Annotated in this window: 14 protein-coding genes; 9 read left to right on the top strand and 5 right to left on the bottom strand. The window is 62.6% G+C overall.

What is annotated here, in order from left to right; all coding sequences use genetic code 11:
- Positions 1–62 precede the first annotated feature (62 nt).
- Positions 63–1061: a tRNA dihydrouridine synthase DusB gene (dusB, locus tag ACTS1Z_RS16230; RefSeq protein WP_442625526.1), complete on the bottom strand. Its 999-nt coding sequence runs from the start codon at positions 1059–1061 to the stop codon at positions 63–65.
- An 83-nt stretch (positions 1062–1144) separates the two neighbouring features.
- Here dusB and ACTS1Z_RS16225 point away from each other — a divergent pair, with 83 nt between their 5' ends.
- From ACTS1Z_RS16225 to ACTS1Z_RS16215, 3 genes are read left to right on the top strand one after another with little or no spacing between them, the layout of a single operon-like run.
- Entirely contained in the window at positions 1145–2293 is a 1149-nt protein-coding gene (locus tag ACTS1Z_RS16225; RefSeq protein WP_442625525.1) for a bifunctional 2-C-methyl-D-erythritol 4-phosphate cytidylyltransferase/2-C-methyl-D-erythritol 2,4-cyclodiphosphate synthase, read from the top strand.
- A gap of 1 nt (position 2294) precedes the next feature.
- A complete protein-coding gene (locus ACTS1Z_RS16220; protein WP_442625524.1) occupies positions 2295–2831 on the top strand; it encodes a hypothetical protein in 537 nt (178 codons plus the stop codon).
- Positions 2832–2833: 2 nt separating this feature from the next.
- Positions 2834–3337, top strand: a complete 504-nt coding sequence (locus ACTS1Z_RS16215; protein ID WP_442625523.1) for a CinA family protein — start codon at positions 2834–2836, stop codon at positions 3335–3337.
- On the opposite strand, the gene ACTS1Z_RS16210 is transcribed toward ACTS1Z_RS16215, so the two are convergent.
- From ACTS1Z_RS16210 to ACTS1Z_RS16200, 3 genes are all read right to left on the bottom strand, one after another.
- Positions 3295–3780 carry a type II toxin-antitoxin system RatA family toxin gene (locus ACTS1Z_RS16210; RefSeq protein WP_442625522.1) on the bottom strand — a complete coding sequence of 162 codons (486 nt, stop codon included), beginning with the start codon at positions 3778–3780 and terminating at the stop codon, positions 3295–3297. The two genes, ACTS1Z_RS16215 and ACTS1Z_RS16210, sit on opposite strands and share 43 nt — an antisense overlap.
- Positions 3781–3790: 10 nt before the next feature.
- Positions 3791–4720 (bottom strand): lipoyl synthase, encoded by a 930-nt coding sequence (gene lipA, locus ACTS1Z_RS16205; RefSeq protein WP_442625521.1) that lies wholly within the window; start codon positions 4718–4720, stop codon positions 3791–3793.
- Positions 4721–4801: 81 nt separating this feature from the next.
- Positions 4802–5392 (bottom strand): hypothetical protein, encoded by a 591-nt coding sequence (locus tag ACTS1Z_RS16200; protein WP_442625520.1) that lies wholly within the window; start codon positions 5390–5392, stop codon positions 4802–4804.
- Between the two features lie 132 nt (positions 5393–5524).
- Between ACTS1Z_RS16200 and ACTS1Z_RS16195 the strand changes: the two genes are divergently transcribed.
- From ACTS1Z_RS16195 to ACTS1Z_RS16170, 6 genes are read left to right on the top strand one after another with little or no spacing between them, the layout of a single operon-like run.
- The gene (locus tag ACTS1Z_RS16195) at positions 5525–6487 is read left to right on the top strand and encodes a sodium-dependent bicarbonate transport family permease (protein ID WP_442625519.1); all 963 of its coding nucleotides are present in this window, start codon (positions 5525–5527) and stop codon (positions 6485–6487) included.
- A 2-nt stretch (positions 6488–6489) separates the two neighbouring features.
- Positions 6490–6801 carry a P-II family nitrogen regulator gene (locus ACTS1Z_RS16190; RefSeq protein ID WP_442625518.1) on the top strand — a complete coding sequence of 104 codons (312 nt, stop codon included), beginning with the start codon at positions 6490–6492 and terminating at the stop codon, positions 6799–6801.
- Positions 6801–7436, top strand: a complete 636-nt coding sequence (locus ACTS1Z_RS16185; protein WP_442625517.1) for a carbonic anhydrase — start codon at positions 6801–6803, stop codon at positions 7434–7436. Before ACTS1Z_RS16190 ends, ACTS1Z_RS16185 begins: the two co-directional genes overlap by 1 nt.
- A gap of 51 nt (positions 7437–7487) precedes the next feature.
- Positions 7488–8978, top strand: a complete 1491-nt coding sequence (putP, locus tag ACTS1Z_RS16180; RefSeq protein ID WP_442625516.1) for a sodium/proline symporter PutP — start codon at positions 7488–7490, stop codon at positions 8976–8978.
- 17 nt (positions 8979–8995) lie between these two features.
- Positions 8996–9718 carry an NYN domain-containing protein gene (locus ACTS1Z_RS16175; protein ID WP_442625515.1) on the top strand — a complete coding sequence of 241 codons (723 nt, stop codon included), beginning with the start codon at positions 8996–8998 and terminating at the stop codon, positions 9716–9718.
- A gap of 24 nt (positions 9719–9742) precedes the next feature.
- Positions 9743–10498: a hypothetical protein gene (locus tag ACTS1Z_RS16170; RefSeq protein WP_442625514.1), complete on the top strand. Its 756-nt coding sequence runs from the start codon at positions 9743–9745 to the stop codon at positions 10496–10498.
- Positions 10499–10524: 26 nt separating this feature from the next.
- Here the strand turns inward: ACTS1Z_RS16170 and ettA are convergent.
- The coding region (gene ettA, locus ACTS1Z_RS16165) for an energy-dependent translational throttle protein EttA (protein WP_442625513.1) at positions 10525–11777 on the bottom strand (1253 nt) is incomplete at its 5' end.

Below are 11777 nucleotides of genomic sequence, written 5' to 3'. Positions count from 1 at the left end.
GACTCTAGGATATCGCAGCGCTTCATTCGGGCGGTCTGTCGCAAATCGGCAAGTGTTTGGGCTCAGGCGGCCGCGCGATCGATCGATGGCCCGAAAAAGTCCGCGAGCATCTGGAGCACGCACTGCGGATCCATTTCCTGGTTCGCGCGGTTTCTGAATTCCGCCGATCCGGGCAGGCCTTTCGTATACCATCCGATATGCTTGCGCGCGACTTTGACGCCGACATCCTCGCCATACAGTTCCAGCATGTCGCGATAATGGCCGGCGATGACCTGATACTGTTCGCCGAGCGACGGATCGGCCCGGCGCTCGCCCGTTTCGAACCAATGCATCATCTGGCTGAGCAGCCATGGCTTACCATATGCGCCGCGGCCGACCATCACCCCATCCGCGCCGGACTGGCGCAGGGCTTCTTCGGCATCTTCGATCGAGCAGATATCGCCATTGACGATCACCGGCAGCGAGACCGCCTGTTTGACCTCGGACACGAACGCCCAATCCGCATGTCCTTTGTACATCTGGCAGCGCGTGCGGCCGTGCACGGTGATCATCTGCGCGCCGAGATCTTCGGCAATCCGGGCGAGTTCCGGCGCATTGCGGCTGTTATCGTCCCAACCCGTGCGCATCTTCACGGTCACCGGCACATTAACGGCCTTCACCGTCGCTTCGATCAAAGACGCGGCCAGCGGCAAATCGCGCATAAGGGCCGAGCCCGCATCGCCGTTCACGACCTTCTTGACCGGGCAGCCCATATTGATGTCGATGATCGACGCGCCGCGATCTTCGTTCAAGCGCGCGGCCTCGGCCATCACTTGAGGTTCGCATCCTGCGAGCTGCATCGAGACCGGTTCCTCGATCGGATCCCATGCCGCCTTCTGCAGCGACTGGCGCGTTTCGCGGATCATCGCATGGCTGGCGATCATCTCCGTGACGTTCAGCCCGGAGCCATAGCGGCGCACGAGACGGCGGAACGGCCGGTCGGTAACGCCCGTCATGGGCGCCAGGATCACCGGTGTTTCGATCGTCAGCGGACCGATGGATATGGGAGCGAGCTGTGTCATGCGGCGTTTCAGCGGGCTTTCTCTTTCTGGCGCGCATCTAGTCATAAAGCCGTTGGCGGGCAAGGCAGCGCTCGGCTAAGGCGATGCGGATGGCTGACCGACCCCTTATCGTTGCTGTGATCGTGGCAGCCGGCAAAGGCGAGCGCGCGGGCGGCGACGCGCCGAAACAATATCGCGTGTTTCGGGGAAAGCCGGTGTTGGCGCATGCCATCGACGCCTTGGCTATGCATTCCGCAATCGACAGCATCCGCGTCGTCATTGGCCGCGACCAGGAGACGCATTATCGCCATGCGGTGGGCGAACGATCGGTCGGAGCGCCGGTCATCGGCGGCGAGACGCGGCAGCAGTCGGTGCGCAACGGACTGGAGGCCATCGCGGCGGAGGGCGGCGCGGATATCGTACTGATCCATGATGCCGCACGGCCCTTTACGCCCGAAGCCGTTATCGACCGGCTTGTCGCGGCGCTCGAAACCGATCCGGGCGCCATTCCCGCGCTGCCCGTCGTCGACAGCCTCGCGCGCACGGACGGGAGCACGGTGGACCGATCCGAATTCGTCACGATCCAGACACCCCAGGCTTTCCGCTTCGACGCCATTCTCGCCGCGCACCGCGACTGGAATGCGGCAGAGCCGGCGACCGACGATGCCGCCATCGCCCGCGCCGCCGGACATCGGGTCGCGCTGGTCGAAGGCGATCCGGCGCTCAAGAAAATCACCTTTGCCGAGGATTTCGCCATGCCCTCCCCTGCTGTAACCCGCACCGGCCTCGGATATGATGTCCACGCGTTTGGCGAGGGCGATCATGTCTGGCTGTGCGGTGTCGAGATACCGCACGACCGCGCGCTCGCCGGTCATTCGGACGCCGATGTCGGACTGCACGCGTTGACCGACGCGATCCTCGGTGCGCTCGGCGAAGGCGATATCGGCGATCATTTCCCGCCGAGCGATCCGCAATGGAAAGGCGCCCCTTCGCACCGCTTTCTCGAACATGCGCGCGATCTCGCCGAGGCGCGCACGATGACCATCCACCATGTCGATGTCACGCTGATCTGCGAAGCGCCCAAGATCGGCCCGCACCGGGCGGCGATGCGATCCCGGATTGCCGACATTCTTGCGATTCCGGAGAAATCTGTCAGCGTGAAGGCCACGACGACCGAAAAGCTCGGTTTTACCGGACGGGGCGAAGGGATCGCCGCCCAGGCCGTCGCAACGCTCGGCGAACGGGGAGAGTAGAATGCCGCTCAAGAAACTGGCCGCCGGTGCGGCGATACTTTGCCTTTCCGCGCAAGCCGCCGCGCAGCCTGCCTGTCTCACGACCAGCGAAGCCGAAACCGTCGTCCAGGCTCTGTTGCCGAGTGTGATCGAGACTGTCGGCGAACAATGTGCGCCGTTCCTTCCCGCCAATAGCGCGATGACCGCTCGGAGCGATGCTCTCATGCAACGGTACACGCCCGCCGCCGAGATGGCGCGGGACGAAGCGGCATCGGTGGCACTGCGCATTCTCAACGACGGCGAATCTCCGCCGCCGGTTGCCGAAGAATCGGGCGGCGAACTGGTCCTCGGACTCTTCGAGATGGGCATCGCCGTCGCGATGAACGACATGCTCGACGCAGACAGCTGCCCGACGGCGGACCGCGTATTCACTGTGATCGAGCCCCTGCCCTCGCGCAATTTCGCCAGCCTGTTGGTGCTGCTGATGGAGATCGGCAGCCGGGACGATGAGCCTGACGAGGCAGGTCCCTTCGCGATTTGCGAGACTGCAACAGGCTGACAATGCCCGCGCCCGAAAATCTGCTGCCCGATGCGCTGGTCGAGTTGGCCCGGCGCGTGATCGACGCCAACCGCGAGGCAGGCCGTACGGTCGCGCTCGCCGAGAGCTGCACGGGCGGACTGGTCGGCGCAGCGCTGACCGAGATCGCCGGATCTTCAGACGTCTTCGAAACCGGTTTTGTAACTTATGCAAACACGGCCAAGAGCTGCCTTCTCGGTGTAAACGAAGATGTCATCGAAACATTCGGTGCGGTCTCGGAACAAGTTGCCGCAGCCATGGCTTCGGGCGCACTGGAGCGCAGCGGCGCGGACATCGCGGTTTCGCTAACCGGCGTCGCCGGTCCGGGCGGCGGGACCGATGAGAAACCCGTCGGAACGGTCATGTTCGGACGCGCCGTGCGCGGCGCGGATGTGGAGAGTTACAGCCAGTCGTTCGAAAATACCGGGCGCGCGGGCGTACGACTTCAGGCGGCGCTGTGGGCGCTCGAGCTGCTCCTGCCTGAATAGCTTGTCCGCTTGTCACCGTAGAGCGCGTCCGCGCGGGCTTCGAAACTGTCGGTCATTTTCCGGAGCGCCTTGTCGAACACCTGCCCGGCCAGACTTTCGAACATACGGCTGCGGAATGCGAAATCGACGCAAAATTCGATCGTGCAGCCGCCATCTGGATGAGGCCCGAAGCCCCATTCGTTATGCAGATATTTGAGCGGCCCATCGAGATAATCGACTGCAATTCTCTCCGGTCGATGCTTGTTCACCTTTGATGTGAACGTCTCGCGCAGCGATTTGAAGCCGACGACGAGATCGGCCACCATCGCGGTGTCGCTGTTCGAACGGATGCGCGTCGCGACTACCCATGGCAGGAATTCCGCATAGCGGCCGACATCGGCCACCAGATCGAACATCTGTTCGGCCGTGTAGGGAACGTGCCGGGTTTCGCTATGGCGCGGCATCGATACGCGGTCAGGCCTTTGCCAATTGGGCTTCGCGCGCCGCGCGCAATTTTTCAAAATCGTCACCGGCATGATAGCTGGACCGGGTCAGCGGGCTCGAGGCAACGAGCAAGAAGCCTTTCGCGCGCGCAATCCCGGCATAGGCGTCGAACGCCTGCGGGGTGACGAAATCGGCGACCTTCGCATGTTTCGGCGTCGGCTGGAGATATTGACCCATGGTCAGGAAATCGACGCCGGCGGAGCGCATGTCGTCCATCACCTGATGCACTTCCATCCGCTCTTCGCCGAGCCCCAGCATGACGCCGGACTTCGTGAAGATCGAGGGATCGAGCCGTTTGACCTGTTCGAGCAGGCGCAGCGACGCGTAGTAGCGCGCGCCGGGCCGGATCGTCGGATAGAGACGCGGCACCGTTTCCAGATTGTGATTGTACACGTCGGGCCGCGCTTCGACGATCGCCTCGACAGCTGCCTCAGACTTGTTGCGGAAATCGGGCGTTAGGATCTCGATCGTCGTGTTGGGCGTCGTCTTGCGCAGCGCCTCGATCACCTTGACGAACTGGCTCGCGCCGCCGTCGGGCAAATCGTCGCGGTCCACAGAGGTCACAACGATATGTTCGAGGCCGAGCTTCGCGGCCGCATCCGCCGTATGCTGGGGCTCGAGCGGATCGACGGCAGACGGCATCCCCGTCTTGACGTTGCAGAAGGCACAAGCGCGCGTACAGACATCGCCGAGGATCATCACCGTCGCGTGCTTCTTCGACCAGCACTCCCCGATATTCGGGCAAGCCGCCTCTTCGCACACCGTGTTGAGATTGAGCTCGCGCATCAACTTGCGCGTTTCGTTGAAGGTTTCGCCCACCGGCGCTTTCACCCTGATCCAGTCGGGCTTGCGCTGGCGTTTGGCCGTGTGCGGGGCGGTTGGCAGAGTCGCTTGATCCATGCGCTGCAAATAGCGACCGATAGCCGGGATTTCCAGACTAGTCGGTATCGGTCCCGACAGCCCGACTATCCGAACGCGGCGCTATTCCTGTTCCGTAGCCAATGAAGCCTGCCGGCGAATCTCCTCGATCTCGGACTCGGAGAGACGATAAACCACGGTCCCCTGCGCATCCGTTTCCCGCGATACCGTCAAAGGCCGACCTTCGGATCGGGCGACCTCAGCTCCATCGACATCGGCCGGAGACAGCGGGAACAGCGAGACGTGAACTTCACCCGTATCGAGTTCGCGATGCGGGCCGCCGGGATTGGTGAGCAGGTACAGCGCGCCGAGCGCCGCATCGACGACATCCGGATCGGAGTCGTGATAGCGATCGTTTATATCGATGCGCTCGGCATTCGCGGCTCTGGTCGCGTTATAGCGACTACCGATTTCGACCGTCTCCGTCCCGTACCCGTCCATGGCGATTTCGAGCGACCCGCCGCGCCCGGTCGGCAGCCAGATTGCGCACGGGCTCATGCAGCTATCGCCATATTCGCTGGTGACGACCGCGCCCTCGGGCGATGTCACCACCCGGACCGGCTGCGCGCTTGCCAATGGCCGGCTGCTTACACAGCCGCTCAGAGCGAGTGCGCCGACCGCAACAGCGGCTGTCAGCAATTGTATCTTGTTCATGCGACCTCCTTAACGGCATATAATCGCGCGATTTCTTCCGAACAACCTCTGAACACAGCTGTTCCGGCGGATCATGTTCGTGTTGATAGATTGGCTTGATGAGAGGCGAACGCTGCCATAGGCGGATGCGCCATGGACATCGTGATTTCCACGCTGACCTCGCCGGTCATCCTGTTCTTCATTCTCGGCATGCTCGCGGCTTTTGCGCGCTCGGACCTCGCGATCCCCGAAGCCATCGCGAAAGGCCTGTCGCTCTATCTGATGGCGGCGATCGGGCTGAAGGGCGGGGTTGCGGTTTCGGAATCAGGTTTCACGCCGGATCTCGCGCTGGCTGCGGTCGCCGGTCTCGCCCTCTCTTTCCTGATCCCCTATTTCGCCTATGTCCTGCTGACCGGGTTCGGCAAGCTCGACCGCGTCAACGCCGGTGCAGTCTCCGCGCATTACGGCTCGGTCAGCGTCGTCACCTTCGTCACGGCCTCGGAAATCTTTACCGGCCAGTCGATGGGCCCGGCCGGCTATATGGTCGCTGTGCTGGCGCTGATGGAAACGCCCGCGATCATCAGCGGACTCATGCTGGCACGGCGCGGCCAAAAGCGCGACGAGAATGGCGATGGTGGCGGGCTTATCCACGAAGTACTGCTCAACGCATCGGTCGTCCTGCTGATGGGCAGCTTCTTCATCGGCCTGATCGCGGGGCCGACCGGATTCGAGCCGATCGCGCCGCTCTTCGAGGTGCCGTTCACCGGTGTGCTCTGCTTCTTCCTGCTCGATATGGGACTGGTCGCGGCGCGGCGGCTTGTCGAAGCCCGGGCGATGACCGTGCGACTGACTACGCTCGGTATCGTCTTTCCGCTGATCAACGGTACGATCGGGACGGTGCTCGGCACGATGATCGGGCTGGATGTCGGCTCGGCGGCAGCGCTCGGCGTATTGGCGGCCAGCGCTTCCTATATCGCCGTTCCCGCCGCGATGCGCATGGCGCTGCCGGAGGCCGATCCGGGACTCTATCTCTCCATGTCGCTCGGCGTGACCTTTCCCTTCAACATCATTTTTGGCATTCCGCTCTTTGCCGCTCTGGCGCAGGCGATAGGATAATCATGGTCGAGACCGTCACCCGCAAGCGTATCGAAATCCTGGTCGACAAGCCGCTCGCCCAGGTGCCGATCCGCGCGGCAGCCGATGCCGGGATCGCCGGCTATTCGCTGGTGCCGGTGCAATCCGGATCGGGCCGTCACGGAAATTGGCGCAACGACCGGATTTCGGGCGCGGAGAACAAGGTGCTCTTCTTAACGATCGCGTCCGAGGAAAAGGCCGACGCGCTGGTGGATGCGCTCGCTCCCAAGCTCGACAGTCACAGCCTGCTCCTCACGGTCTCGGATGTGCAGGTCGTACGCGGGGAACGCTTCTGATGCCCGAGTTCGGCGCGCTTATCGACGGCTATTACCGTTTCCGCGCGGGCAACTATACCGCGCAGAAGCGCCGCTACGACAATCTCGATCATGACGGCCAGCATCCGCCGGTCATGGTCATCGGTTGCTGCGACAGCCGTGTGGACCCCGCGACGATCTTCGATACCGTGCCGGGTCAGATGTTCGTGCTGCGCAACGTCGCCAATCTCGTACCGCCCTATCAGCCCGGTCAGGGCCTGCACGGCGCCTCGGCCGCCATCGAGTTCGCGGTCGTCGATCTGGAGGTGCGCCACATCGTCGTGATGGGCCATGGCAAATGCGGCGGCATCACAGCTGCACTGAAAAACGAAGACAGGGGCGCTCCCGGCCCGAGTTTCATCGACGACTGGATCAGGATCATCGACGAAGGCCGCGACCGCGTGATCGAACGGTGCAAGGCCGACCCGTCGATAGATGCGCAGCGCGCGCTCGAACATGAGGCGATCCGGATCAGCATCCGCAACCTGCGCACCTTCCCCTATGTCGCCGAGCATGAAGCGGACGGCACGCTCAAGCTGCATGGCTGCTGGTTCGCGATTTCCGAGGGAGAACTGCACGTCATGGACAACGAAACCGAAGAATTTCATCCCGCCTGAAACGCTCCGCAACCCTAGCCAAGTTTCATCCGGCTGCTAAAGGCTGACGCCATGGAAACCGGCCAGATCGTCTCCCTTGCTCTCTATTTCGTCCTGATGCTGGGCATCGGACTCTATGCGTGGCGCACGTCCACCGACGACGTTTCCGGCTATATGCTGGGCGGGCGAAAACTCAGCCCGGCGGTCGCGTCCTTGTCCGCGGGCGCGTCCGATATGTCGGGCTGGATGCTGCTCGGACTGCCGGGCGCCATGTACGTCTCCGGGCTGAGCGCGAGTTGGATCGCGATCGGTCTGTTCATCGGCGCGCTCGCCAACTGGCTGATTGTCGCGCCGCGCCTGCGCGTGCATACCGAAATCGCCGACGATGCGATTACCATCCCGGATTATTTCGAAAAACGCTTCGAAGACAGGAGCCGCATGCTGCGGGTCATCTCCTCGATCGTGATCGTGATCTTCTTCACGCTCTACACGTCGAGTGGCGTCGTGGCGGGCGGCAAGCTGTTCGAGAGCGCGTTCGGGGCCGATTATGCGCTCGGCCTGTGGATCACGGCGGGCGTGGTCGTCGTCTATACGCTGTTCGGCGGTTTTCTCGCGGTCAGCATGACGGACTTCGTGCAGGGCTGCATCATGTTCGTGGCGTTGATCCTCGTGCCCGTCGTCGCGCTGACCGATATCGGCGGGATGAGCGGGCTGCAGACGACGCTCACCGGCATCGATCCCGGCCTGCTCGACCTGTTCGGCGGGATGACGCTGGTCGGCATCATTTCGGCCATGGCCTGGGGCCTCGGCTATTTCGGCCAGCCCCATATCATCGTGCGTTTCATGGCGATCCGCAGCGTCTCCGAGGTGCCGCGCGCCCGCAATATTGGCATGAGCTGGATGGCGGTTACACTGATCGGCGCGCTTTCGACCGGCCTGATCGGCCTCGCCTGGGCGACGCAGAACGGCCTGGCTGTCGATGACCCCGAAACCATCTTTATCCTGCTTTCGCAAATCCTCTTCCACCCTCTGATTGCGGGGTTCCTGCTGGCCGCGATCCTTGCCGCGATCATGAGCACGATCTCCTCGCAGCTGCTCGTTTCTTCCAGCTCGCTGACCGAGGATTTCTACGCGATCTTCCTGCGCAAAGAGGCGAGCCAGACGGAGCTCGTGACCGTCGGACGGCTTTCGGTCGTCGCGGTCAGCCTCGTCGCCATCGCCCTCGCCTATAATCCTGAAAGCAACGTTCTTGGCCTTGTCGCCAACGCCTGGGCCGGCTTCGGCGCGGCATTCGGCCCGATCGTCCTGCTCAGCCTCACATGGGACCGGATGACGCGCAACGGTGCGCTCGCCGGGATGATCGCCGGCGCGGCTACGGTCCTTTTCTGGATCTACGCGCCGGTGCTGGCCGAGGGCGCTACGCTGTCGTCGCTGATATACGAGATCGTGCCCGGCTTTATCGTCTGCGGTCTCGTTGCAATCCTCGTCAGCCTGTTCGGCCGCGAACCGGCGAATACCATTACCGAAACATTCGAACAGGCCCGCGTCGCGCGCACGGCCTGAGCAAAGAGAGACCCCCCATGCCCAACGATCATGACCGCGACAACGCCAATATCGCCCTCCTCATAGACGCCGACAATGCCTCGCATCAGGGCATCGATCCGGTGCTGACCGTGCTCGCCGAGCTCGGCAATGTGAATATCCGCCGGGCGTACGGCAATTGGCGCAAACAGGCGCTCAAGAACTGGGTGGACAAGCTCCACCGCTACGGCATCGAGCCGCAGCAGCAGTTCGACATCACCAAGGGCAAGAACGCGACCGACATGAAGATGACGATCGACGCGATGGACCTACTCTTTGGCGGCCGCGTCGACGGGTTCGGGATCATGTCGTCGGACAGCGATTTCATGCCGATGGCGATGCGCATCCGGCAGGACGGCCTGCCCGTCTATGGCTTCGGCGCCGCGAAAACGCCCGACGCCTTCAAACAGGCCTGTACGCGCTTCATCGATGTCGAAGCGCTGATCAAGGCGGAGAAGCAGAAGAGCACGGGCGCGAATGGCGAGAAAGGCACGGTGGACGAGGAAATCGTCGCCCTCCTCATCGACGCTTACGACGCCGCCAAGCGCGACGAAAACGGCTTCGCGGCTTTAAGCGCCGTAGGGCAGCGCGCGGGCAATCGCTCGAGCTTCGACGTCCGCAACTACGGTTACACGCGGCTCAGCGATCTGATCGAGGACATCCCGAACTTCGCGACGGAGAAGCGGGAGAACGGTCAGGTCTGGGTGAAGCGGTTGCGCTAAGATGCGCAAGCAGGGAGATTCGAAATGATGCAGTTACCGCTACTACTCGCAGTCGCTCTTCAAGCCGAACCCCTTCCACTTCCGGCGCACACCGACATTCCCGAAGGCTATTCGACGGTGATCTGTCCCGATCGTTCCGCAGCGGAGCGGATGCTGACCGATTTCTATGCGGTCGCACCTGCGCCGCGAAACCACACGCACATTATCCCGCTCTTCTTCGAAGGTCTCGAAGCCACCGGATGCGTACAGGGCGGCCCGCTCAAGGTTGGCACGATCACTATCGAAACCGTGCTGATGCGCCGGAGCTTCGACAAAGCGGACGGACCGGAACAAGTCATCGCCTTCGAAGGCGTAAACGGCGAAGGCGTGTCTCTAGTCGGCATCGTCGATGAAACAGGCAATAACGCTTTTCCGCGTTCGCCGCTGGAGCGCTGGCTGCAGAATCACGCCGATGGCGATATGCTGGCGGTGCCGGTTGGCGGCGGCTATGAACCGCCAACCTATATCTGCCCATCGTTAGCCGCCGCGAATGCGTCGGTCGCGGCAATCCCGAACTACGAGACAGAAGACGCTGACGAATTCATCGCAACCACCGCCTTCGAAACTGCGCTCGCCGCCAATGGCTGCTCGCGAACCGAAGGCCGCTATCGCATCACCGCGCTCGGTGAGGACGGTGTGATCCTGTGCGGTTATGAATGCGCGGCCGTCTGGACTGCACTCGAAGCGGAGACGACTGGCGGCGAGACAGTCGGCCTGATCTACGAAGCGTCGCTGATGTAGTCGTGGTCGCCGTGGCGGCCCCTGCGTTACCGCGTCAGCTTCTTATACGTCATCCGATGCGGCCGATCCGCCTCGTCGCCGAGACGCCGCCGCTTGTCCTCTTCATAGGCTTCGAAATTGCCCTCGAACCATTCGACATGACTATCGCCCTCGAATGCGAGGATATGCGTGGCCAGCCTATCGAGGAAAAAGCGGTCGTGCGAGATGACCACGGCGCAGCCCGCGAAGCTTTCAAGCGCCTCTTCCAGTGCACGCAGGGTTTCGACGTCGAGATCGTTGGTCGGTTCGTCCAAGAGCAACACGTTGCCGCCCTCTTTCAGCATCTTGGCCATATGGACGCGGTTGCGTTCGCCGCCCGATAGCTGGCCAACCTTTTTCTGCTGGTCGGTGCCCTTGAAGTTGAAGGCGCCGACATAGGCCCGCGTCTGCACCTCATGCTTGCCGAAGGTGAAGATATCGAGGCCGTCCGAGACTTCCTCCCAGACATTGTGATTGGGGTCGAGCGCATCGCGGCTCTGATCGACATAGCCAAGCTTCACCGTCTCGCCGATCGCGATGTCGCCATCGTCGGGCTCTTCCTGGCCGGTGATCAGCTTGAACAGAGTCGTCTTGCCCGCGCCGTTCGGCCCGATCACGCCGACAATGCCGCCCGGCGGCAGGCTGAAGGTCAGGTCTTCGAACAGCAGCTTGTCGCCATAAGCCTTGGTCAGGCCGTTCGCCTCGATCACCTTGCCGCCCAGGCGTTCGGGCGTCTGGATCAGGATCTGCGCCTTGCCCGGAGAGCGGTTCTCCTGGGCCTCGACCAGCTCGTCGAACGCCTTGATACGGGCCTTGGACTTGGTCTGGCGCGCCTTGGGGCTCTGCCGGATCCATTCCAGCTCGTCGGCGATCGCCTTTTGCCGGCCCTTGTCCTCGCGCTCTTCCTGTTCGAGCCGCTTCGCCTTCTTGTCGAGATAGGTCGAATAATTGCCCTCATAGACGAAGTAGCGCGAGCGATCGAGCTCGAGAATCCAGTTGACGACATTGTCGAGGAAGTACCGGTCATGGGTAACGAGGATGACGTTGCCCGGATAATCGACGAGATGCTTTTCGAGCCAGGCCACGCTTTCGGCGTCCAAATGGTTGGTCGGCTCGTCGAGCAGCAGAATATCGGGCTTGTCGAGCAGCAGGCGGCACAGCGCCACGCGACGGCGCTCGCCGCCCGAAAGATTTTCGACGCTCGCATCGCCCGGCGGGCAGCGCAGCGCGTCCATCGCGATTTCGAGCTGGTTGTCGAGCG

It is taken from the genome of Parasphingopyxis sp. (assembly GCF_052168295.1).
GTDB lineage: Bacteria > Pseudomonadota > Alphaproteobacteria > Sphingomonadales > Sphingomonadaceae > Parasphingopyxis.
Note: the sequence above shows the minus strand (reverse complement) of the source record. Positions and strands in the feature narration are given on the sequence as shown.